The sequence below is a fragment of the Pseudoxanthomonas sp. CF125 genome (genome assembly GCF_900104085.1).
Lineage (GTDB): Bacteria > Pseudomonadota > Gammaproteobacteria > Xanthomonadales > Xanthomonadaceae > Pseudoxanthomonas_A.
Genome location: NZ_FNLD01000002.1, coordinates 527,947 through 548,400 on the forward strand (window position 1 = coordinate 527,947; position 20,454 = coordinate 548,400).

Sequence of the window (20,454 nt, forward strand, 5' to 3'; positions counted from 1 at the left end):
TCAGAGGCTGATGGATTGGGGTGTGGCCAGGTTCAGTTTTTCCAGCGCAGGCAGATAGTCCTCGGGCAGCACTTCGGCCAGTCGCTCGCGTACGCGCTGCACCATCGAAGCATTGGTGGTGCGTTGCAGGCAGTGCAGCGAAGCGAGCAGATGGGCCACGGTCGCGTCGGGGTCTTGGCTGGCGCGCAACTGCGCGTGATGGGCGGCCGCCGATTCATGGCGTTGCAGTTCCAGCATGCCCAGCATGTAGAACTTGGCTCCGACCAGCGAGCGGCGCGCGCCGGTGGCCGTTTCCCGCTGCGCCGCAGGCGGTGGCGATAGAGCAGGGGCAGCAGCCGGGGCCGGAGTTGGAGCCGGAAGGGTTTTCCTGATGGACGCATCGGTGGCCAGATAGCCGGTTTCGTGCAGGCGGCCTATCAGCGCGGGAGCGTCCGGCCCCAGCAGCACCGTAAGCTCTTCCAGGTTGCGGCGGCCATCGCAAAGTATCAATGCGCGCCGTTCGCGCATGCTCAGCGGCCCTGCGTGCGATTGCAATGCGAGGCGTGCCTGTTCGGTCTTGAGTGGCAACATACGGCGCACATGAGCGTAATGGACCGCGGGCAGGCTACGTGGCGGCAATTAAGGGCGTATGACAGCAGGCTGCGCTTTGCAACCGTTTAACGTGCGGGTGTTAGCGTGCTGTCCTCATCCAGAACAGGAGTTCCGCCATGCGCCATTCGTTCGCCCCGTGGGTGCTGGTTGCCGCCGCCTTGTCGCTGACCGGTTGCAAACCAGAGGCGCCCGCGCCCGACGCCGCCTCTCCCGCTGCTGAAGCGCCCGCCGCGGACGCCGAGGCCAGCGTTCCGGAAACGGCGGCTCCGGCAATACCGGAGACGGCGCCGCCCAGCGACACCCAGGCCAGCTTTGCCGGCTACGGGGACATGAAGCTCGGCAGCACCGTCGACGAAGCCAAGGCCGCTTGGGGCGGCGAACTCAATGGCAAGCCCAGCGAAGGCAGCACCTGCTACTACCTGACCCCGAAGTGGGTGAAGAAGGCCTCCGATTTCGCCTTCATGGCCGAAGACGGCAAGTTCGTGCGCTACGACGTGGGTACCGACAAGGAGGCGGCACCGGGTGGCGGCAAGGTCGGCATGACCGTCAACGAACTGCAGAAGCTCTATGGCAACGCGCTGCAATCCAGTCCGCATAAATATGTGGAAGGCGGCCAGTATCTCTCCATCGCCGCCAGCGGCGTGGCGCCCAGCAAGCTGGTGTTCGAAACCGATGCGGCCGGCAAGGTCTCCGCATGGCGCGTAGGCCTGTCGCCGCAGGTCGATTACGTGGAAGGTTGCTCCTGAGCCAGGATCGCCCACTGGCCGTGGGAGCGGCGTCTCGCCGCGAGCGTTAAGCAAGGGCTCGCGGCGAGACGCCGCTCCCACGACAACGCGGCGCGCTTGCGCATAGACTGGGCCCTGGAATCGGGACAACGGTAGGGGAGAGCGGCGATGGCTGAAGCCTGGGGTTTTTTCGCATTGGGTCTGGTGCTGCTGGCGCTGGGAGGCGATTCCATCGTCAAGGGCGCTTCGGGCCTGGCGCAGAAGTTCGGCGCTTCGCCCTTCGTCGCCGGCCTGTTGCTGGTCGCGTTCGGCACTTCGCTACCGGAATTGTTCGTCAACGCACGCGCTTATGTAGTGGGCGCGCAGGATCTGGCGCTGGGCAACGCGGTGGGCAGCAATATCGTCAACGTCGGCCTGACCCTGGGTCTGGCCGCCATCTTCGCGCCGTTGCTGGTGCGCATGCGCCTGCTGTCGCCGCTGCTGGTGTTGCTGACGGTAGCCAGCGTGGCTTTGATCGTGTTCGGGTTGGATGGCGTCATCACCCGCATCGAAGGCATCGTGCTGTTGCTGGGTTTCGTCGCTGCGCTGGCGTTCATGCTGGCGCGCAGCGGACGCGAGCAGGTGGAAGTGCGCGAGAGCATCGCGGCCTACGCCGCCACCCGCAGCGTGCTGTGGATGAACCTGCTGCGCTTCGCGATCGCGGTGGCGTTGCTGTATTTCGGCGCCAAGTTCGTGGTGCAGGGCGCGCCGGTGATCGGCGCCGGCTGGGGTTGGTCGCCGTTGCTGGTGGGCCTGTTGCCGGTGGCCATCGGCACCGCGCTGCCGGAAGTCGCCGCCGCCATCGCTGCCGCGCGGCGCGGGCAGGGCGACATGGTGGTGGGCCATGTGATCGGTTCCAGCCTGTTCAATCTGCTAGTGGTGGTGGGCGGCATGGCCGCACTGCGTCCGCTGCCGCTGCCCGAGTCCTTCGTGAAACTGGAACTGCCCGCGGCCATCGCTTTCGTGCTGGTGCTGTACCCCATGCTGCGCGGCGATCTGCGCATCAGCAAGACCGAGGGCGCGATCCTGTTCGTGGCGTTCCTGGGCTGGGTTGCGCTGGAACTGTTCCTGATCGCGAACTGAGAGCGGCCTGCGGCCCGGTCGATATACTGGACGCATGAGCCGAATCAATCCCGTTACCCGCGGCATCGCATTGCTGCGCGATTTCTTCCGCCTGCAAGCCGCCGCCGGCATCGTGCTGATGGCCGCCGCCGCATTGGCGATGATCGTGGCCAACTCGCCGTGGCAGGGCGCGTACGAAGCGTTCCGGCACTTGCCGATCGGTTTCAGCGTCGGCGGTTTCAGCCTGGTGAAAGGCGCCGAGCACTGGATCAACGACGGGCTGATGGCGGTGTTCTTCCTGCTGGTGGCGCTGGAAATAAAACGCGAGACCCTAAGCGGCCAGCTCTCCAGCCGCGAACAGATGCTGCTGCCGGTGCTGTGCGCGATCGGCGGCGTGGCGGTGCCGGCGGTCCTGTACTGGGCCATGAACCAAGGCGATCCCGTCGCGCTGCGCGGCTGGGCGATTCCTACTGCCACCGACATCGCTTTCGCGCTCGGCATCCTGGCGTTGCTGGGCTCGCGCGTGCCGTTGGGAATGAAGCTGCTGCTTTCCACGATCGCGGTGGTCGATGATCTGGTCGCCATCCTGATCATCGCCATCTTCTACACCCACGATCTGGCCGCGCACCAACTGGCGTGGGCCGGGGCGGGAGTCGGTTTGATGCTGCTGCTCAACTGGCGAGGAGTGACGCGTCTGTGGCCGTATCTGTTGCTCGGCGCGGTGGTCTGGTACTTCGTGCTGAAGTCGGGCGTGCATGCCACATTGGCCGGCGTGGTGACTGGTCTGCTGATTCCGCTGCGCGGCAGGGCCGATGATGCACCTTCGCCGCTGGAGTCGCTGGAGCACACCTTGCATCCCTGGGTGGCGTACCTGGTGCTGCCGCTGTTCGCCTTCACCAATGCCGGCCTCGTCCTGGGCGGCTTGCAGATAAGCGACCTGTTGGCGTCGGTGCCGCTGGGAATCGTGCTGGGCCTGGTGCTGGGCAAGCCGGTCGGCATCGTCGCCATTGCGCTGATCGCGCGTGCCACCGGCATCGCGCGTTTTCCCGAGGGCATGGACTTCAAGGCGATGGTCGGCCTGGGCATGCTCTGCGGCGTGGGCTTCACCATGAGCTTGTTCATTTCCAATCTGGCCTTCGTCAGTATCGGCGATCATTTCGGGGAGGCTTCGGTGCTGGGCGTTTTGTGCGCGTCGGTGATCTCCGCGCTGACCGGCTGGGTCTGGCTGCGTTTCACATTGAAACCCGGCAAGGATTGAATGCGCAGCGCGCTGGTTTTCGGCGGCAGTGGGCAGATCGGCGTGCCGGTGATCGAACGATTGCTGGCCAATGATTGGCATGTCACGGCCGTATCGCGCGCGCCGCAGGTTGATAGTGCGGAACTGGAGTGGCTGCGCGGCGATCTGCAGCAGGTGGAAGGGCTGCCGCAACAGGTCGACGCGATTTTCAGCCTGGGACCCTTGGATCATTTCTCGCGCTGGTATTCGAACACCACGTTGATCGCTGCTCGTGTGATCGCCTTCGGCTCGACCAGTCTTGAAACCAAGCAGGAATCGGAAGACCTGCCCGAGCGCGATGTCGCCGTCAGACTGGGCGATGCGGAAGCCCGCATTTTCGAGGTCGCCCGGCAACGCCAGGCCGGCGCGACGGTGCTGCGCCCGACCTTGGTCTATGGAGCCGGCCGGGACAAAACCCTTACCCGGATCGCATCGCTGGCGCGCCGCACCGGTTTCTTCGTGTTGCCGGGCAACGCCAATGGGCTACGGCAGCCGGTGCACGTGCAGGATCTTGCGGACGCGGCTTTGGCGGCGGTGGAGTCCGCCAATGCGCATGGCCGCAGTTATGCACTGCCCGGGGGAGAAACGCTGGCTTACGCGGAGATGGTGAAGCGCACCCTGGCCTCGCTACAGCCGCCGGCGAGATTGGTCCGGGTGCCTACGCCGTTGTTCAAGGCCGCGTTGGCGGGTGCGCATGCGCTGGGGAAAATGCAGAGCCTGGGCGGCGCGGCGGTGGCGCGGATGCAGCAAGATCTGGTGTTCGATCTAGGGCCCGCGCAGCGGGATTTCGGTTACGCGCCAAGAGCGTTCCAACCCACCGACGGAATGTTTTCTTTGTAGAGCCGAGCAAGTTCGGCTCTACAAGGCGTCCTTCAATATTTCCAACCCATCTTGCGATAGAACTTGGACAGCACCCAGATCGGGCCGATCAACAAATAGACCAGGTCGGTGAAGAAGCTGGGTTTCTTGCCTTCGATCTTGTGGCCGATGAATTGCGCGATCCAAGCCAACACGAATACCGCGATGGCGATGTACAACAGATTCTGCAACCCGACGCTTTGTTCCAGCAGCCGGCACAGGCACCCCATGGTGAAAAACACCACCAGCATGCCGTAGCCGATCGGCCGCGAGAGGCGGTTGTAGAACATCCAGGTCGCGAACATCGCCAGCGCCGCCCACACCCCGCTCTTGAACAGCGTGCCGAAGACGGGAATGCACCACAGGAAAGCCACCACCGACCAGAGAATCGCAGGTACGGCGAACACGTGGATCAGTTGGTTGGTTTCGTTCTGGTGATCGCCGGAGTAGCTGTGGAACCAGCGGTCTATGGGGCGTTGTACCGACGCATTCATACATCCCTCCCGAGGATCAGTGCGCTAGGGTATGGAGCATAGCCGATTGGGGCTGGCGTTTCCGGGATGCCGGGCGCTAGTGGGCCGTAGATTTGGAAAACAGCTGGATTACCGCCACGCCGGCCACGATCAGGCCGATACCCAGCAGGGCCGGGGCATCCAGCGGCTGCTTCATCCACAACCAGCCGATGCCGGCGATCAGCACGATACCCACGCCCGACCAGATGGCGTAGGCCACGCCCATCGGCACCGTCTTCAGTACCAGCGACAGGAAGTAGAACGCCACGCCGTAGCCCAGCGCCACGACCAGGCTGGGCAGCGGTCTGGTGAAACCTTCGGAAGACTTCAATGCGCTGGTGGCGACGACTTCGGCGAGGATGGCGATGCTCAGGTAGAGGTAGCCGATCTTCATCGAGTGCTCCTGCATGGGTAAGTTGGCTGGCACGGAAAAGTGAATCGTCATCCCCGCGAAGGCGGGGACCCAGTGACTTGAAACAGTGGAAAGCAAAGTCACTGGGTTCCCGCCTTCGCGGGAATGACGGCATGACTATTTCATTTCTTCCGTGAATGTCATAGCAGGCAACGCAATGCCCAGATACTTTTACTCAACCACTATCCCCGCCAGCTTCTGCAGCGCTTCGGCATACTTGGCGCGCGTGCGCTCGATCACTTCCGCCGGCAACGCGGGCCCCGGCGCGGTCTTGCCCCAGTCCAGCGTCTCCAGATAGTCGCGCACGAACTGCTTGTCGTAGCTCGGCGGGCTGGTGCCCACTTCGTATTCGTCCGCGGGCCAGTAGCGCGAGGAGTCGGGCGTCAGCATCTCGTCCATCACGTACAGCCGGCCGTCGGCATCGGTGCCGAACTCGAACTTGGTGTCTGCCAGCAGGATGCCGCGCTGGGCGGCGTAGTCGGCGGCGAAGGAATAGATGCGCAGGGTCGCATCGCGCACGCGTTCGGCCAGCTCCGGGCCCACCGCCTTGACCATGGTGTCGAAGTCGATGTTCTCGTCGTGGTCGCCGACCGCGGCTTTGGTCGATGGGGTGAAAATGGGTTCCGGCAGTTTCTCGGCCTGGCGCAGGCCATCGGGAAGAGCGATGCCGCTGACCGCGCCGGTGCGCTGGTAGTCCTTCCAGCCGCTGCCGATCAGATAGCCGCGCGCGATGGCTTCCACCGGTACCGGCTTCAGCCGCTTGGTGACCACACTGCGTTTGGCGTACAGCGCCGGATCGACACCCGCCGGCAATACCGAAGCCACATCGATGCCGGTCAGGTGGTTGGGCAGCAGGTGGGCGGTCTTCTCGAACCAGAAATTGGAGATCTGGCAGAGCATCTCGCCCTTGCCGGGAATCGGGTCGGGCAGCACCACGTCGAACGCGCTCAGGCGGTCGGTGGCGACCATCAGCAGGAAATCTCCTGTTAGAGCCGCTCCAGAAGGCGCATCGGCCGGCAGGCGCTCGCGCGGCAGGTCGAAAACATCCCGTACCTTGCCGCGATGGCGCAGCGTCAGGCCGGGCAGATCGGATTGAAGCAGGGTAGTGGGCATGGAGCCTGGGTCCGCCGGATGAAAGGGAGCAGGCCGCCTAGTTTACGGCGCGCGGGCGCCGCCGTGCCGTAAAATGCGGGCAATACGGGAACAAGGCTGCCGATGAACCGCTGGTACGGAAAACTGCTGGGCCTGATCGCGGGCGCTTTGCTGTTCCGCCCGAATCCCGTTTTTGGTGCGCTGATAGGCCTGATCATCGGCCACGCCTTCGACCAGGACTGGTTCAAATTGAGCCGCGACAACCCCTATCGCATCTTCAATCTGACCAGCGAGGCCAGCGATGCGGAAATCGATCAGGCTTATCGCCGGCTGATTTCCCAGTATCACCCGGACAAAATGATCGGTGCGGCTGACGATCTGCGCCGGCAGGCGGAAAAGAAGGCCGGCGAGATCAACGCCGCCTACGACCGCATCAAGAAGCTGCGCAAGCGCTGACCCCTCATCGGATCCCCAACGGAAACCGCCCCATGTCCGACTGCATCATCGCCCCATCCATCCTCTCCGCCGATTTCGCCCGCCTGGGCGAGGAAGTGGACAACGTGCTGATGGCCGGCGCCGACTGGGTGCACTTCGACGTGATGGACAACCACTACGTGCCCAACCTGACCATCGGCCCGCTGGTCTGCAGCGCACTGCGCAAGCACGGGGTGACCGCGCCGATCGACGTGCACCTGATGGTGAAGCCGGTGGACCGCATCGTTCCCGATTTCGCCGAGGCCGGCGCCACGCTGATCAGCTTTCACCCGGAGGCCAGCAACCACGTCCATCGCACCATCCAGCTGATCAAATCGCATGGCTGCAAGGCCGGGCTGGTGCTGAACCCGGCCACGCCGGTCGACGCGCTGGACTGGGTGTTGGAAGACCTGGACATGGTGCTGTTGATGTCGGTCAACCCCGGTTTCGGCGGGCAGGCCTTCATTCCTTCGGCGCTGGACAAGCTGCGCGCGGTGCGCAAGAAGATCGATGCGAGCGGTAAATCCATTCGCCTGGAAATCGACGGCGGGGTCAAGGCCGACAACATCGGCGAGATCGCGGCCGCCGGCGCCGATACCTTCGTCGCCGGTTCGGCCATCTTCAATGCGCCGGACTACCAGCAGGTGATCGCGAAGATGCGTGCGGCGGTCGCCGCCGCAGGCCGGTAAGGCCCCGCCATAGACTGTCGCCATAGAAAAGGGACGGAAGCTTTCGCCCCGTCCCCGGAAGATTGGAGGCTTATCCTGCCTCCGCCAGTCGTCCCTGCTATGGACTCCCACGCTAAGGGTCCAAAATGACGGGGTGATGACACGGACGGAAGGCAAAAAGCCGCCGCCTCGGGTTAAAGTATCCCTTGTGACCACACAGACCCTCTCCCGCGCCCTTCCTTCCGCTCGCCCCAGCTGGCGATGGTGGCCTGTTGCCGTCGTCTGCCTGACTCCCGCGATTCGGAAGGAAACCTGTTTTGATCACGCCCCAGCAATTCCAGCAGCACGCTGAGCAAGGCCATACCCGCATCCCGGTGGTGCGCGAAGTGCTGTCCGACCTGGACACGCCGCTCTCGGTCTACCTGAAACTCGCCGACGCCCCGCACACCTACCTGCTGGAATCGGTGGAAGGCGGCGAGCGCTTCGGCCGTTATTCCATCATCGGCCTGCCGGCCAGGCGCGTGATCACGTTCCGCGGCCATGCCATGGAAATCCGCGATAACGGCAAGGTGGTCGAAAGCCGCGAAGTCGCCGATCCGTTCGCCGAAGTCGAAGCCCTGCGTGCGGAACATTCGGTGCCCAAGCTGGAAGGCCTGCCCGGTTTTACCGGCGGACTGGTCGGCTGGTTCGGTTTCGAGTGCATCGGCTATATCGAGCCGCGCCTGGCCGGCGGCGACAAGCCGGATGAGCTGAACACGCCCGACATCCTGCTGATGCTGTCCGAAGAACTGGCCGTCTTCGACAACCTCAAGGGTCGCCTGTACCTCATCGTCCACGCCGATCCGCGCGAAGCCGGCGCATGGGAAAACGCGCAATCGCGGCTGGACGCGCTGACCGCCAAGCTGCGCCAGCCCGGTTCGTACCCGGCGCCGATCACCCGCAACGTGCTGGACGAAAGCCACTTCGTTTCCGGGTTCACCCGCGACGGCTTTATTGGTGCGGTGGAAAAATCCAAGGAATACATCCGCGCCGGCGACATTTTCCAGGTGGTGCTGTCGCAGCGCCTCAGCGTGCCGTTCCATGCGCGCCCGGTGGATGTGTACCGGGCGTTGCGCGCGCTCAATCCCTCGCCCTACATGTATTTCCTGGACGTGGGCGATGTGCAGGTGGTGGGTTCGTCGCCTGAAATCCTCGTTCGCCTTGAACATAACGATAAAGGCGAGGGCGAAGTCACCGTGCGTCCCATCGCGGGCACGCGCCCGCGCGGACACACGCACGCGGAAGATCTGGCGCTGGAAGCCGAGCTGCTGGCCGACCCCAAGGAGCGTGCCGAACACCTGATGCTGATCGATCTGGGCCGCAATGATGCGGGTCGGGTATCGGAAGCGGGCACGGTGCAGGTGGGCGAGCAATTCGTGATCGAGCGCTACAGCCATGTCATGCACATCGTCAGCGAGGTCACCGGCAAGCTGCTGCCGGGCCTGAGTTATGCCGACGTGCTGCGGGCGACCTTTCCTGCGGGCACCGTCAGCGGCGCGCCGAAGATCCGTGCGCTGGAAGTGATACGCGAGCTGGAGCCGATCAAGCGCAACGTCTACGCTGGCAGCATCGGCTACATCGGTTGGCATGGCGACGCGGATACGGCGATCGCCATCCGCACTGCGGTGATCAAGGACGGGCGGCTGCATGTGCAGGCGGGCGCGGGGATCGTCTACGACTCGGACCCTGAGAAAGAGTGGGATGAGACGATGAACAAGGGCAGGGCGTTGTTTAGGGCGGTGGCTGAGGCGGCGAAGGGGTTGTGACCCCGCAGTGGGGACCTTGTGCGGAAGCGATTGGAAAGGGGTGCGGCCGCTACAGCGCCGCGTAGTGCAATTACTGGAGTATGAAGACCGGATGAAAGCGCCAAGCTCTGGCTATATGCCACATGTGGACGGATTGCGATGTGTCGCAGTCATGTCGGTTCTGCTGTTCCACTTTGGGATCCCGGGATTGGACGGAGGATACGTCGGCGTCGATGTCTTCTTCGTCATCAGTGGTTACCTGATCACGAAGATCATCGTCGATGAGGTGGTGGGGACCGGCGGGTTCGATTTCGGTAACTTTTATTCGCGCCGCATTCGTCGCATCCTGCCGGCGCTGATAGCGACCCTGGCGGCCACCACCATTATGGCGCTGGCGAGCCTGACGCCCTCCGATCTGGTCGCCTACGGGAAATCGCTGGTAGCCTCGGCGTTGTCCGTGTCGAACCTGCTGTTCTGGTCGGAAAGCGGCTACTTCGACGCGGCGTCCCAGACCAAGCCACTACTGCATACCTGGTCGCTCAGCGTAGAAGAGCAGTTCTATCTGTTCTGGCCGGCCTTCATCTACCTGGCGTTCCGGAAGTTCGGGAGGAAGGGGCTGCTGTGGAGTATCGTGGTCGCGGGCGTTGCAAGTTTTGCCGCCAACCATTTCGCCGTCACGATTCGGCATGTCGGTTACGGTTCCGATCTCTTTTTTCTGCCGCATTTCCGGGTGTTCGAGTTCGCCATCGGTGGGGTCGGCTGCTTCGTCGTTGGCAAGCTGCCGCCGTCGCGCATGCTGCAGGAACTGATGATGGCGCTTGGGCTGGGCCTGATCGTCTATTCGATCATCAGCTTGAAGGAAGGAATGGTCTTTCCGTACGTCAACGCCATCGCGCCCTGCACTGGCGCGCTCCTGGTGATCATGGCGCGTGGATCCCTGATTGGCAGGGCGTTGCTCGCGAATGGGGTGTCCACCTGGATCGGAAGAATCAGCTATTCGCTCTACCTGACCCACTGGCCCGTCGTCATCTTCGTCGGCCAGTTCATGCCTGCGACGGCCTGGGTCTTCAGGTTCATGGCGATGGCCTCGCTGTCGCTGGCGACCGCAGTTGCCCTTCACTATCTGGTCGAAGCCAGATTCCGCCACGCTGGCGCGAGGCGCGCACCAAGCAAGATAATACGAAACGTGCTGGCCGTATCGGGCGGGATATGCGCATTGGGCGTGGTGGTAGCCCTTTCCAATGGAATGATTTGGCGTTACCAGTATTTCACGCCGGGCTCTTTGCTTCAGTCTGTAACCGCAAAGGAATCGACTGCCCGACCTGCGGGGAACATCGTCGCCAGCCAGGCCGAGGCCTTCGCGCCCCTGGGCGCTGCGGCGATCGATGCAGGCAAGTCAAGACGTTTCGAGGATATTATCGCGGCATGCAATATCCAGGTGCTGCAGGACAAGACTCGTTGCTTTAGGGATCGGCCTTCACAAGTGCTGCTATTCGGAAATTCCCACGAACCCGACGCCTTCAACGCCTTCAACCGTATATATGGAAAGGATGAGCGAGTTAACCTGATCAACTTCGGCACGGTGAATAACTGCGAGATCGTTTTCGATAAGACGCGCTTCTCGTCCCCGACGCCGGATTTGGCTTGCGACCAGCGCTTCAAAACGCTGAACAGCGGCCGGTTCCTCAAGGGCATCAGTGTGATTGTCTACAACACACACCACGGATTCGATCCTGTCGCCCGAGATCTGTGGGCCGTGCTGGAGCTCGTAAAAAAAAGGAATCCTTCCATCAAGATTGTTGCGATCGGTTCCTACTTGCAAACGACTGTGGAATGCGCGTCCTTGTACAACAGATATCGAACATATGAAGCTTGTCGGCGGCAAGAGTTCGTGAACTACCATAACCCGGGCGAAAGGGAGAACTCACCCGTACCGCAGGTGAAGTCGCTCGACTACCTGTACATCAGCAAATACCGGTTGCTTTGCGGCGGAGACAGGCTGGACATGTGCCTGACCTATGTTGACGGAGAGCCGGCTTCATATGATCAGCACCATCTTTCCAGAAACTTTGCCAGGCACTTGGGCGAGCGCATGGCGGAGGTCCATCGGGAAGATCTGGCCAAGATCGGGTTGCCGGTGCCGGAAGGTATCCCATGAGGCGTTCCCGTGCGCTATATGCCCGGCGGTTGGCGTTCCTTCTGGTTTCACCGCCCCAAAGAAACCGATGCAGGAAACAACGATGCTGCTAATGCTCGACAACTACGACAGCTTCACCTACAACCTCGTGCAATACCTGCAATCGCTGGGTGCCGAGGTCAAGGTGGTGCGCAACGATGCGCTGACGGTGGATGAGATCGAAAAGCTCGCCCCCGAGCGCATCGTCATTTCGCCCGGTCCGTGCACGCCCAACGAAGCGGGCGTGTCGCTGGAACTGATCGAACGACTGGGCCAGCGCACGCCGATCCTGGGCGTGTGTTTGGGCCACCAGAGCATCGGCCAAGCCTACGGCGGCGATGTGATCCGCGCCAAGACCATCATGCACGGCAAGACCTCGCGTATCCGCCATGAAGGCAAGGGCGTGTTCGCCCACCTGCCCGACGCCTATGAAGCCACGCGCTACCATTCGCTGGTGGTGGATCGCGGCACGCTGCCCGACAGCCTGGAGATCACCGCCTGGACCGAGCTGGAAGACGGCTCGTTCGAGGAAATCATGGGCTTGCGCCACAAGCAGTTCCCGGTGCAGGGCGTGCAGTTCCATCCCGAGTCCATCCTGACTGAGCATGGACATGCGCTGCTGAAGAACTTCCTGGAACAATAAACAACAGTGTCGTCATTCCAGCGAAAGCTGGAATCCATTTTGATGTGCGCGTTGACCTCTAAGATCAAGATGGATCCCAGCTTTCGCTGGGATGACGGCAAAAGCGAAAGCCGGAGTTCCGGTTTCCCGAACAAGAGCGCCAAGCCATGCCCCTTACCCCCCAAGAAGCCCTGCAACGCACCATCGAGCATCGCGAGATCTTCCACGACGAGATGGTGGACCTGTTCCGCCTGATCATGCGTGGCGAAGTCTCGCCGGTCATGACCGCGGCCATCCTCACCGGGCTGCGGGTGAAGAAGGAGACCATCGGCGAGATCGCCGGCGCGGCCACGGTGATGCGCGAGTTCTCGCGCACGGTGGAGGTGCCGGACAAGTCGCGCCTGGTGGACATCGTCGGCACCGGCGGCGATGGCTCGCACACCTTCAACATCTCCACCGCCTCGATGTTCGTCGCGGCGGCGGCAGGCGCCAAAGTGGCCAAGCACGGCAACCGCAGCGTGTCGTCCAAATCCGGCAGCGCCGACGTGCTGGAAGCGCTGGGCGCATCGATCGAGCTGGAGCCGGAGCAGGTCGCCCAGTCCATCGCCAGCACCGGCATCGGCTTCATGTTCGCGCCGGTGCACCACCCAGCGATGAAAGTGGTCGCCCCGGTCCGCCGCGAAATGGGCGTGCGTACCATCTTCAACATCCTGGGCCCGCTGACCAATCCGGCCGGCGCGCCGAACATACTGATGGGCGTGTTCCATCCCGATCTGGTCGGCATCCAGGCGCGCGCGCTGCACGAACTGGGCGCCGAACGCGCGCTGGTGGTGTGGGGTCGCGACGGCATGGACGAGCTGTCCCTGGGCGCGGCCACCCTGGTCGGCGAATTGCGCAACGGCGTGGTCACCGAGTACGAACTGCATCCGGAGGATTTCGGCATCGCCATGTCGGCCAGCCGCAATCTGCGCGTGGCCGATGCGGCGGAATCGAAGACGATGCTGCTCGGCGTGCTGGACAACCGCCCAGGCCCGGCGCGCGAGATCGTCGTGTTGAACGCAGGCGCGGCGCTGTACGTCGCCGGCGTCGCCGATTCCATCGAAGCGGGGATCGAGATGTCGCGCGAGGTCATCACCACCGGCGCGGCGCTGGCCAAGCTGGAGGAGTTCGTGGCGACGACCAGGAGACTGGTTCAGTGAACAAGGTGCAGGCGCAATTTTTGGGCTCGTCATTCCCGCCTTCGCGGGAATGACGGCTGAGAGATATGCATATGAATGATGGGTTCGCACAACTTCCCAAGCCACCGTACTACGCGGTCATCTTTTCCTCCCAACGCAACGCGCACGACGAGGAAGGCTACGGCAGCACCGCACAGCGCATGGTTGAGCTGGCACGAGAGCAGCCTGGCTTCCTTGGCGTGGAGTCCACGCGCGGCGCCGACGGTTTCGGCATCACCGTGGCTTACTGGGAAAGCGAGGAATCCATCCTGGCCTGGCGTCGGCATGCCGAACACACCGCCGCGCGCGAGCGCGGGCGCAGCGACTGGTACGACCATTTTGAGTTGCGTGTCGCCAAGGTAGAGCGTGCCTACGGTTGGGATGGAAAATAGGCCGGAATTCCTTGATCCGTTCGTGGTGAGCCTGTCGAACCACGTTTTTCGCCACGAAAACGGGTTGTCAATATTTGAACAAATCGCAAAGAGCGTGGTTCGACAGGCTCACCACGAACGGGTTTGTAGGGCGAATCGTCTGAATAACTTAGAATTCCGCACGAATGGGCTGCAAAGCCACCTCACAAGGCCCCAATGAGCGACATCCTCAACACCATCCTCGCCCGCAAGGCCGAAGAAATCGCCGAACGCAGCGCCCGTGCGCCGCTGGTCGAAGTGATCGCGCGCGCGAACGACGCTTCGCCCGTACGCGGTTTCGCCGATGCGTTGCAAGAACGCATCGGCACGGGCGATGCGGCGGTGATCGCCGAGATCAAGAAGGCCAGCCCGTCCAAGGGCGTGATACGCCAGGATTTCCGGCCGGCCGAGATCGCCATGAGCTACGAGTTCGGCGGCGCGGCCTGCCTGTCGGTGCTGACCGATGTGGATTTCTTCCAGGGCGCCGACGCCTACCTGCAGCAGGCGCGCGACGCCTGCACCCTGCCGGTGCTGCGCAAGGATTTCACCATCGACCCCTATCAGGTGTACGAAGCGCGCGCGCTGGGCGCCGACTGCATTCTGCTGATCGCCGCCGCGCTGGACGATGGCCAGCTGGTCGACCTTTCCGGCCTGGCCATGCAGCTGGAGATGGACGTGCTGGTGGAAGTGCACGACATAGACGAACTGGAACGCGCACTGCAGGTGCCGGTGCCGCTGATAGGCATCAACAACCGCAACCTGCGCACCTTCGAAGTATCGCTGGACAATACGCTGGCGATGAAGGACGCGGTGCCCAAGGACCGCCTGCTGGTCACCGAGAGCGGAATAGTCGTAGCCGACGATATCGCCCGGATGCGCGCGGCCGGCGTGCACGCATTCCTGGTCGGCGAGACTTTCATGCGCGCCGATGAGCCGGGCGAGGCGTTGCGTCAGTTATTCTTCCCGTATGAGTGAAGCTGCACAGAAATTTCCGACGCCGCGCGACGAAGCGCCGGTAGTGGTTTTCGACTTCGACCACACCCTGTACGACGGCGATTCCTTCAGCCACGTGCTGGGCTGGCTGGTGAAGCGCAACCCGTTGCGGATGCTGGCCGCGCTGCTGGCGACGCCACTGCTGGGACCGATGGTGGCGTTCTTGCCGACGAGGCGCCGCGGCATCACCGGCTATGTCTGGATCGGCACATTCGGTTTGCATGGACGCCGCAGCTTCGATGCCATGATCGACCTGTACGTGGCCACGCACCAGGTAGAAATCCGCCGGCGCCTGCTGCCGATCGCTTTGGAAGTGCTGCGCGGACACCGGGCGTCGGGCGACCGCGTGGTCATCGCCACCGGCGCGCCGCCTGAGCTGGCCCGAGCCATCCTGGCCTGCGTCACCCACCAGGACGTGCCGGTGATCGGCACCGCGGTCGGTCCGCGCTTCGGTGCGATGGGCGCACGGCGCCATTGCCACAACGAAGAAAAAGTCCGGATGCTGCAAGAACGCGGCTATGGCGAGATCGCGGTGGCCTATTCGGACAGCAGCGCCGATCTTCCGCTGCTCAGGGCCGCACGCGCGCCGGTGGTGGTGAATCCCAAGGCCAAGCGCGTAGCGATGTTCCGAAGCGTGTTGCCCCCGGGTACGCCAATCCTCAACTGGGGATGCAAGGACCGCGCCGGCGATCCGGTAGCCTCGCCCCCATAGAGTGGGCCCTGGCCCACCATTGCGGCGCGGTACGGTTGCCTTGCTCTGGTTCGCGACTTGCCATCGCAAGCGTGAAGATGGCAATGGCGGGCCGGAGCCCACCCTATGGTCAATCGCGGGGTTTGGCCTTCCAATCCAGGATGAGGTCGTGGAAGTCGTGTTCGGCGAAATCGCGGAACTCGCCGGCGTCGTAGAAGCGCCCGTAGCAGTTCTTGCAGCTCTCGAACCAGATATGCGGCTGCTGCGGATCGACCATGCGGATCAGCGGCCGTTTGCCGGCGCAGGCCGGACAGTCGATATGGTCGATCTCGTTGGTGGCTTCGCCGCGGTGTACGTCGCCCGTGTCGATTTCTTCGGCGTAGCCCTTCAGGTGCTCGTAATCGCCCATGTCGAACCACAGGCCCTTGCACTCGGTGCAGCGATGGACGTGCCAGGCCAGGTGGGTGACACGTTCCATCGTGCCGGCGCACTTGGGACATTGCATGCAAAGACCTCGGTCAAGGATGACGGGCCGAAGATACCCGAGTTGCCCCGGCGCAGGCGAGAGGTGCTCTTGTAGGAGCGGGCCCTGCCCGCGACGCTTTTCCCTCCAAGATTAAGGAAAGAGCGTCGCGGGCAGGGCCCGCTCCTACAAGAACAAGCGCTGGCGATCAGGCAAAGAAAAGGCGGGCCGAAGCCCGCCTGATCCAATCCCCAAACTGGTGCTTTCAACGCGTGCCGTACAGCACGACGGTCTTGCCGCGGGCATGCAGCACGCCGTCGGCCTGCTGTTTCTTCAGTACGCGGCCGGCCATCTCGCGCGAGCAGCCGACCAGACGGGCCAGCTCCTGCCGGGAAACGCGCAGCTGGGTGCCTTGCGGGTGGCTCATGGCCTCCGGCTCGCGAGCCAGGTCGTGCAGGGTGCGGACGATGCGGTCGGTGACGTCCAGGAAGGCCAGACGGCTGGCTTTCCTGCTGGTATCCAGCAGTCGGCGAGAGAGCTGTGAACCGATGGAATAAAGCAGGCGCGGCGCGTCGGCGATCAGGGTGCCGGAGAACAGCTGGTGCAGGCGCTCATAGCTGATCTCGGCCAGTTCGCATTGCGTACGGGTGCGCAGGATCACTTCGCGGCGGTCCGATTCGATGAACAGGCCCATCTCGCCGACGAACTCGCCGGCTCCGAAATAGCCCAGCACCAGCTCGCGATCGTCCTCTTCCTCGGTGATGATGCTGACCGAGCCGCTGACCACGTAGTACAGGGTGCCGGCCGGGTCGCCGGGGCGGAATACGTCCGCCCGCGCCGGGTAGCGGCGGCGATGGCAGTGGGCCAGGAAGCGTTCGATGGTGGCGGCGTCGGGCGTCAGGGGGCTGGCCGCGATACGCGCAGGATTGGAAATAGGGGTGCCAAGGCTCATTCGGGGGAATTCAAATGTGAGTTCAGCAAGCTTAGTCTGAATATGTGCGCAACGGCAAACCCTGGTCAGACCGACATTTCGCTGTCACCCCGTTTGCCGCATAATCGCGCCCCTCGCCGCTTCCCCCAGAGGGATCTCCGCCGTGGTCAAACCACTCCCGCGTCTCAGGCTCCAGGGTTTCAACAACCTTACCAAGGCGCTGAGTTTCAATATCTATGACGTCTGCTACGCGGTCTCGGAAGAGGAGCGCCAGCGTTATATCGCCTACATCGACGAGGAATACAACGCCGATCGCCTGACCCAGATCCTGACCGATGTGGCCGAGATCATCGGCGCCAACATCCTCAACGTGGCCCGCCAGGACTACGACCCGCAGGGCGCCTCGGTCACCATCCTGATTTCCGAGGAGCCGGTGATCGACAAGAAGCTGGCCGGCAAGGAGATCATCTCCGACGCGGTGGTCGCGCACTTGGACAAAAGCCACATCACCGTCCATACGTATCCGGAAACGCATCCGCAGCACGGCATCGCCACCTTCCGCGCCGACATCGACGTGGCCACCTGCGGCGTGATCTCGCCGCTGAAGGCGTTGAACTACCTGATCGAAAGCTTCGAATCGGACATCGTGGTGGCCGACTACCGCGTGCGCGGCTTCACCCGCGACGTGAAGGGCAAGAAGCACTACATCGACCACAAGATCAACTCGATCCAGGACTTCCTGGCCAAGAACATCAAATCGCGCTACGAGATGTTCGACGTCAATGTCTATCAGGAAAACATCTTCCACACCAAGATGCACCTGAAGGACTTCGACCTTGACCAGTACCTGTTCGAGGAAAAGGCCAAGAACCTGTCGTTCAAGGAACGCATGAAGATCGAGGCGCTGCTCAAGCGCGAGATCGAAGAGCTGTTCCACGGGCGCAACCTGGTCGAATAAGCCAGCCGGGTTACGTGGGATTCGGGGAGCTCCCGGTATCCTGCGCGGCATCAAGAAAAGGCGGGACGACCCGCGCGCAGGAATTCATTCCTGCGCTACCAAGACCGACGGCGGTCCGTGGCGAAAGCCATGGGCCGTTTTTCGTTTCATGCCCCAGTTCGAGGAGAGCACCATGCCCTGGATCTATCTGCTGCTTGCCGGCGTTTTCGAGATCGGCTTCGCCATAGGCCTGAAATACACCGAAGGCTTCACCCGTCTATGGCCCAGTCTCGGCACCGTCGTCTCCGCAGCCATCAGCCTGTGGCTGCTGACCCAGGCTCTGCGCACAATTCCGGTGGGCACCGCTTATGCCATCTGGACCGGGATAGGAGCGGTGGGCGTGGCCACACTGGGCTTGCTGTTGTTTTCAGAAAGCGCCTCGCCTGCAAGGCTGCTGTGCATCGCGTTGATCATCAGCGGCGTGATCGGCCTCAAGCTAACCTCGGCGTGAAGGCATGGGCGTCGTAGGAGCGACGTGAGTCGCGAAACGGTAGATGTCCGAAAAATCTTCGCGACTCACGTCGCTCCTACGCGATTCCGATATCTCCGGCCTCAGAGCCGGTAAGCCACAGCCTTCATCAGATTGGAGGCGACGGTCATCAGCGCCGGGATGGGCTGCGGCAGAACCCGGGCGCCCGCCTGTTCGGCATGGTCGGCATGGCGGGCCTCGTCGGCCTTCATCACTTTGATGATCTCCCTGCTGCGCAGGTCCGCTTCGGGCAGGGTCTGCAGGTGCTCGTCCAGGTGCGCCTCGACCTGGTGCTCGGTTTCCACCACGAAACCCAGGTTCCAGCCATCGCCACGCAAGCCGGCCAGCACGCCCAGTGAGTAGCTGCCGGCGTACCAGAACGGGTTGAACAGGCTGGGGCGGCTGTCCAGTTCTTCCAGCCGGTCCGCGCACCAGGCCAGATGGTCGGTTTCTTCCTGGGCGGCCTCCAGCAGGTGTTCCCGGGTCTGCGGGTCGCGGGCCACCGCGGCCTGGCCGAAATAGAGCCCTTGGGCGCAGACCTCGCCCACGTGGTTGATGCGCATCAGGCCGGCCGCGTGACGGCGTTCGTCGGCGTCCAGCTCCACGTCGGCGGTGTCGGCGGCCGGGTTGGGTCGGCGGGCCAGGGGTTTGCCAGCCAGGGTGCCGAGGGCGTTCTGGGCATCGACCAGCAGCCGGTCGAGGGGCGAGAGGGCACGTAGGGTCATGTGCGCCATTGTGCCGGGCTTGCTAGCCAGCAGGTAGCGGTAGGTCGGCCCCAGGTACGGGCAAGCTCTATGTGGCCGACGCGCTGAGACAAGAGCGTCGGGGGCGTAGCCCCGACCTACGGCCCGGGTTTGCTTGCAATGCAGCACGGCGGTACGTACAATCCCGCCTCTTTCGTTCCGCCCTTACAACGCGTGGCAAAGTTCCGCCGGAAGTTTTCGGCGCAATCAGCCCGACCAAACAACATCGAGCTCCTTCATGAATACGTTTAGCGCCAAGTCCGAGACCGTCCAGCGCGACTGGTACCTCGTCGACGCCACAGGCAAGACCCTGGGTCGCCTGTCCACCGAGCTGGCCCGCCGTCTCCGCGGCAAGCACAAGCCCGTCTACACCCCGCACGTTGATACCGGCGATTACCTGGTGGTGATCAATGCCGAAAAGATCCACGTGACCGGCAACAAGCTGGCCGACAAGAAGTATCACCGCTTCACCGGCTATATCGGCAACCTGAAGACCGAAACCCTGGGCCAGGCGCTTGAGCGCCACCCCGAGCGCGTCATCGAGATCGCCGTCAAGGGCATGCTGCCCAAGAACACCCTGGGCCGCGAGATGTACCGCAAGCTCAAGGTCTACGCAGGCCCCAATCACCCGCACGCCGCCCAGCAGCCGCAAGTCCTGGATATCTGATCATGGCAATCACTCAGAATTACGGCACCGGCCGTCGCAAGTCCTCCACCGCCCGCGTGTTCCTGCGCAAGGGAACCGGCATCATCACCGTCAACGACCGTCCGCTGGACGAGTTCTTCGGCCGTGAAACCGCGCGCATGATCGTGCGCCAGCCGTTGGAGCTGACCAAGAACACCGAAAGCTTCGACATCAAGGTCACCGCCGCCGGCGGCGGCACCACCGGCCAGGCCGGCGCCATCCGCCTGGGCATCGCCCGCGCGCTGGTGGAGTACGATGAAACGCTGAAGGGCGAGCTGCGCAAGGCCGGTTTCATGACCCGCGACGCCCGCGAAGTCGAGCGCAAGAAGGTCGGTCTGCACAAGGCACGCCGCGCCACCCAGTTCTCGAAGCGTTAATCGGCAAAGTTCTACAAAGCCACAACAAAGCAATTTTGCCCCGTCGCCAAGCGGTAAGGCACCTGACTCTGACTCAGGCATTCGGTGGTTCGAATCCATCCGGGGCAGCCACTTCAAGGTCGCAAGCAGCACACGCGGAGACAAGCGAAACGTCTCCGCAGCAGAAGCCCGCCCCGTGCGGGTTTTT

24 protein-coding genes and 1 tRNA gene are annotated in these 20,454 nt (G+C 63.1%); 18 read left to right on the forward strand and 7 right to left on the reverse strand.

The annotated features are described in order from the left end of the window. Positions 1-570, reverse strand: a complete 570-nt coding sequence (locus BLR66_RS11865; protein ID WP_093286455.1) for a hypothetical protein — start codon at positions 568-570, stop codon at positions 1-3. Between the two features lie 137 nt (positions 571-707). On the opposite strand from BLR66_RS11865, the gene BLR66_RS11870 reads away from it, so the two are divergent. The 4 genes from BLR66_RS11870 (at position 708) to BLR66_RS11885 (ending at position 4,533) form a co-directional block, all read left to right on the forward strand. Beyond that, a complete protein-coding gene (locus BLR66_RS11870) occupies positions 708-1,337 on the forward strand; it encodes a hypothetical protein (protein WP_093286458.1) in 630 nt (209 codons plus the stop codon). Between the two features lie 147 nt (positions 1,338-1,484). After that, positions 1,485-2,438: a calcium/sodium antiporter gene (locus BLR66_RS11875; protein ID WP_093286463.1), complete on the forward strand. Its 954-nt coding sequence runs from the start codon at positions 1,485-1,487 to the stop codon at positions 2,436-2,438. Between the two features lie 34 nt (positions 2,439-2,472). Then, positions 2,473-3,675, forward strand: a complete 1,203-nt coding sequence (nhaA, locus tag BLR66_RS11880; protein WP_093286468.1) for a Na+/H+ antiporter NhaA — start codon at positions 2,473-2,475, stop codon at positions 3,673-3,675. Continuing rightward, the gene (locus BLR66_RS11885) at positions 3,676-4,533 is read left to right on the forward strand and encodes an NAD-dependent epimerase/dehydratase family protein (protein WP_093286473.1); all 858 of its coding nucleotides are present in this window, start codon (positions 3,676-3,678) and stop codon (positions 4,531-4,533) included. It abuts the gene before it with no gap. A gap of 32 nt (positions 4,534-4,565) precedes the next feature. Here the strand turns inward: BLR66_RS11885 and BLR66_RS11890 are convergent, their stop codons facing one another. From BLR66_RS11890 to BLR66_RS11900, 3 genes are all read right to left on the reverse strand, one after another. Continuing rightward, positions 4,566-5,045 carry an Mpo1 family 2-hydroxy fatty acid dioxygenase gene (locus BLR66_RS11890; RefSeq protein ID WP_093286478.1) on the reverse strand — a complete coding sequence of 160 codons (480 nt, stop codon included), beginning with the start codon at positions 5,043-5,045 and terminating at the stop codon, positions 4,566-4,568. Between the two features lie 76 nt (positions 5,046-5,121). After that, positions 5,122-5,457, reverse strand: coding sequence for a DMT family transporter (locus tag BLR66_RS11895; RefSeq protein ID WP_093286481.1), 336 nt, complete (start codon positions 5,455-5,457; stop codon positions 5,122-5,124). 189 nt (positions 5,458-5,646) lie between these two features. Further along, the gene (locus BLR66_RS11900; protein ID WP_093286487.1) at positions 5,647-6,588 is read right to left on the reverse strand and encodes a phosphoribosylaminoimidazolesuccinocarboxamide synthase; all 942 of its coding nucleotides are present in this window, start codon (positions 6,586-6,588) and stop codon (positions 5,647-5,649) included. Between the two features lie 102 nt (positions 6,589-6,690). On the opposite strand from BLR66_RS11900, the gene BLR66_RS11905 reads away from it, so the two are divergent. The 9 genes from BLR66_RS11905 (at position 6,691) to BLR66_RS11945 (ending at position 15,623) form a co-directional block, all read left to right on the forward strand. Next, positions 6,691-7,023 (forward strand): J domain-containing protein, encoded by a 333-nt coding sequence (locus BLR66_RS11905; protein ID WP_093286491.1) that lies wholly within the window; start codon positions 6,691-6,693, stop codon positions 7,021-7,023. Between the two features lie 32 nt (positions 7,024-7,055). Beyond that, entirely contained in the window at positions 7,056-7,730 is a 675-nt protein-coding gene (gene rpe / locus BLR66_RS11910) for a ribulose-phosphate 3-epimerase (protein WP_093286494.1), read from the forward strand. Positions 7,731-8,026: 296 nt separating this feature from the next. Next, positions 8,027-9,514: an anthranilate synthase component I gene (gene trpE / locus BLR66_RS11915; protein WP_093286499.1), complete on the forward strand. Its 1,488-nt coding sequence runs from the start codon at positions 8,027-8,029 to the stop codon at positions 9,512-9,514. 115 nt (positions 9,515-9,629) lie between these two features. Next, positions 9,630-11,651, forward strand: a complete 2,022-nt coding sequence (locus BLR66_RS11920) for an acyltransferase family protein (protein WP_255402589.1) — start codon at positions 9,630-9,632, stop codon at positions 11,649-11,651. Between the two features lie 82 nt (positions 11,652-11,733). Then, positions 11,734-12,312 carry an anthranilate synthase component II gene (locus BLR66_RS11925; RefSeq protein WP_093286508.1) on the forward strand — a complete coding sequence of 193 codons (579 nt, stop codon included), beginning with the start codon at positions 11,734-11,736 and terminating at the stop codon, positions 12,310-12,312. Between the two features lie 146 nt (positions 12,313-12,458). Then, positions 12,459-13,490, forward strand: a complete 1,032-nt coding sequence (trpD, locus tag BLR66_RS11930; RefSeq protein ID WP_093286512.1) for an anthranilate phosphoribosyltransferase — start codon at positions 12,459-12,461, stop codon at positions 13,488-13,490. A gap of 71 nt (positions 13,491-13,561) precedes the next feature. After that, entirely contained in the window at positions 13,562-13,900 is a 339-nt protein-coding gene (locus BLR66_RS11935) for an antibiotic biosynthesis monooxygenase family protein (RefSeq protein ID WP_093286516.1), read from the forward strand. A 195-nt stretch (positions 13,901-14,095) separates the two neighbouring features. Continuing rightward, positions 14,096-14,893 (forward strand): indole-3-glycerol phosphate synthase TrpC, encoded by a 798-nt coding sequence (gene trpC, locus BLR66_RS11940; RefSeq protein ID WP_093286519.1) that lies wholly within the window; start codon positions 14,096-14,098, stop codon positions 14,891-14,893. Further along, complete coding sequence (locus tag BLR66_RS11945; RefSeq protein ID WP_093286522.1) at positions 14,886-15,623, forward strand: haloacid dehalogenase-like hydrolase; 738 nt, start codon at positions 14,886-14,888, stop codon at positions 15,621-15,623. Before trpC ends, BLR66_RS11945 begins: the two co-directional genes overlap by 8 nt. A gap of 109 nt (positions 15,624-15,732) precedes the next feature. On the opposite strand, the gene BLR66_RS11950 is transcribed toward BLR66_RS11945, so the two are convergent. Both BLR66_RS11950 and crp read right to left on the reverse strand, forming a co-directional pair. After that, positions 15,733-16,107 carry a TFIIB-type zinc ribbon-containing protein gene (locus BLR66_RS11950; protein WP_093286525.1) on the reverse strand — a complete coding sequence of 125 codons (375 nt, stop codon included), beginning with the start codon at positions 16,105-16,107 and terminating at the stop codon, positions 15,733-15,735. A 223-nt stretch (positions 16,108-16,330) separates the two neighbouring features. Beyond that, the gene (crp, locus tag BLR66_RS11955) at positions 16,331-17,017 is read right to left on the reverse strand and encodes a cAMP-activated global transcriptional regulator CRP (protein WP_093286529.1); all 687 of its coding nucleotides are present in this window, start codon (positions 17,015-17,017) and stop codon (positions 16,331-16,333) included. Between the two features lie 142 nt (positions 17,018-17,159). On the opposite strand from crp, the gene speD reads away from it, so the two are divergent. After that, on the forward strand, positions 17,160-17,954 hold the full coding sequence (gene speD / locus BLR66_RS11960) for an adenosylmethionine decarboxylase (RefSeq protein ID WP_093286533.1): 795 nt from the start codon (positions 17,160-17,162) through the stop codon (positions 17,952-17,954). A gap of 172 nt (positions 17,955-18,126) precedes the next feature. Continuing rightward, on the forward strand, positions 18,127-18,444 hold the full coding sequence (gene sugE, locus BLR66_RS11965) for a quaternary ammonium compound efflux SMR transporter SugE (protein WP_093287830.1): 318 nt from the start codon (positions 18,127-18,129) through the stop codon (positions 18,442-18,444). 101 nt (positions 18,445-18,545) lie between these two features. Here sugE and coq7 read toward each other — a convergent pair whose 3' ends face one another. Further along, positions 18,546-19,187, reverse strand: a complete 642-nt coding sequence (gene coq7, locus BLR66_RS11970; RefSeq protein WP_093287833.1) for a 2-polyprenyl-3-methyl-6-methoxy-1,4-benzoquinone monooxygenase — start codon at positions 19,185-19,187, stop codon at positions 18,546-18,548. A 256-nt stretch (positions 19,188-19,443) separates the two neighbouring features. Here coq7 and rplM point away from each other — a divergent pair, with 256 nt between their 5' ends. The 3 genes from rplM to BLR66_RS11985 all read left to right on the forward strand — a co-directional run bounded on the left by rplM (position 19,444) and on the right by BLR66_RS11985 (position 20,378). Continuing rightward, the gene (gene rplM / locus BLR66_RS11975; RefSeq protein ID WP_093286536.1) at positions 19,444-19,872 is read left to right on the forward strand and encodes a 50S ribosomal protein L13; all 429 of its coding nucleotides are present in this window, start codon (positions 19,444-19,446) and stop codon (positions 19,870-19,872) included. Positions 19,873-19,874: 2 nt separating this feature from the next. Beyond that, positions 19,875-20,267, forward strand: coding sequence for a 30S ribosomal protein S9 (gene rpsI / locus BLR66_RS11980; RefSeq protein ID WP_093286539.1), 393 nt, complete (start codon positions 19,875-19,877; stop codon positions 20,265-20,267). Positions 20,268-20,303: 36 nt separating this feature from the next. Then, positions 20,304-20,378 (forward strand) — tRNA-Gln (locus BLR66_RS11985). Positions 20,379-20,454: the final 76 nt, after the last annotated feature.

Coding starts and splice junctions, on each gene's coding strand:
- BLR66_RS11865 (WP_093286455.1), bottom strand. CDS start 570: ATGTTGCCACTCAAGACCGAACAGGCACGCCTCGCATTGCAATCGCAC.
- BLR66_RS11870 (WP_093286458.1), top strand. CDS start 708: ATGCGCCATTCGTTCGCCCCGTGGGTGCTGGTTGCCGCCGCCTTGTCG.
- BLR66_RS11875 (WP_093286463.1), top strand. CDS start 1,485: ATGGCTGAAGCCTGGGGTTTTTTCGCATTGGGTCTGGTGCTGCTGGCG.
- nhaA (WP_093286468.1), top strand. CDS start 2,473: ATGAGCCGAATCAATCCCGTTACCCGCGGCATCGCATTGCTGCGCGAT.
- BLR66_RS11885 (WP_093286473.1), top strand. CDS start 3,676: ATGCGCAGCGCGCTGGTTTTCGGCGGCAGTGGGCAGATCGGCGTGCCG.
- BLR66_RS11890 (WP_093286478.1), bottom strand. CDS start 5,045: ATGAATGCGTCGGTACAACGCCCCATAGACCGCTGGTTCCACAGCTAC.
- BLR66_RS11895 (WP_093286481.1), bottom strand. CDS start 5,457: ATGAAGATCGGCTACCTCTACCTGAGCATCGCCATCCTCGCCGAAGTC.
- BLR66_RS11900 (WP_093286487.1), bottom strand. CDS start 6,588: ATGCCCACTACCCTGCTTCAATCCGATCTGCCCGGCCTGACGCTGCGC.
- BLR66_RS11905 (WP_093286491.1), top strand. CDS start 6,691: ATGAACCGCTGGTACGGAAAACTGCTGGGCCTGATCGCGGGCGCTTTG.
- rpe (WP_093286494.1), top strand. CDS start 7,056: ATGTCCGACTGCATCATCGCCCCATCCATCCTCTCCGCCGATTTCGCC.
- BLR66_RS11920 (WP_255402589.1), top strand. CDS start 9,630: ATGCCACATGTGGACGGATTGCGATGTGTCGCAGTCATGTCGGTTCTG.
- BLR66_RS11925 (WP_093286508.1), top strand. CDS start 11,734: ATGCTGCTAATGCTCGACAACTACGACAGCTTCACCTACAACCTCGTG.
- trpD (WP_093286512.1), top strand. CDS start 12,459: ATGCCCCTTACCCCCCAAGAAGCCCTGCAACGCACCATCGAGCATCGC.
- BLR66_RS11935 (WP_093286516.1), top strand. CDS start 13,562: ATGAATGATGGGTTCGCACAACTTCCCAAGCCACCGTACTACGCGGTC.
- trpC (WP_093286519.1), top strand. CDS start 14,096: ATGAGCGACATCCTCAACACCATCCTCGCCCGCAAGGCCGAAGAAATC.
- BLR66_RS11945 (WP_093286522.1), top strand. CDS start 14,886: ATGAGTGAAGCTGCACAGAAATTTCCGACGCCGCGCGACGAAGCGCCG.
- BLR66_RS11950 (WP_093286525.1), bottom strand. CDS start 16,107: ATGCAATGTCCCAAGTGCGCCGGCACGATGGAACGTGTCACCCACCTG.
- crp (WP_093286529.1), bottom strand. CDS start 17,017: ATGAGCCTTGGCACCCCTATTTCCAATCCTGCGCGTATCGCGGCCAGC.
- sugE (WP_093287830.1), top strand. CDS start 18,127: ATGCCCTGGATCTATCTGCTGCTTGCCGGCGTTTTCGAGATCGGCTTC.
- coq7 (WP_093287833.1), bottom strand. CDS start 19,187: ATGACCCTACGTGCCCTCTCGCCCCTCGACCGGCTGCTGGTCGATGCC.
- rplM (WP_093286536.1), top strand. CDS start 19,444: ATGAATACGTTTAGCGCCAAGTCCGAGACCGTCCAGCGCGACTGGTAC.
- rpsI (WP_093286539.1), top strand. CDS start 19,875: ATGGCAATCACTCAGAATTACGGCACCGGCCGTCGCAAGTCCTCCACC.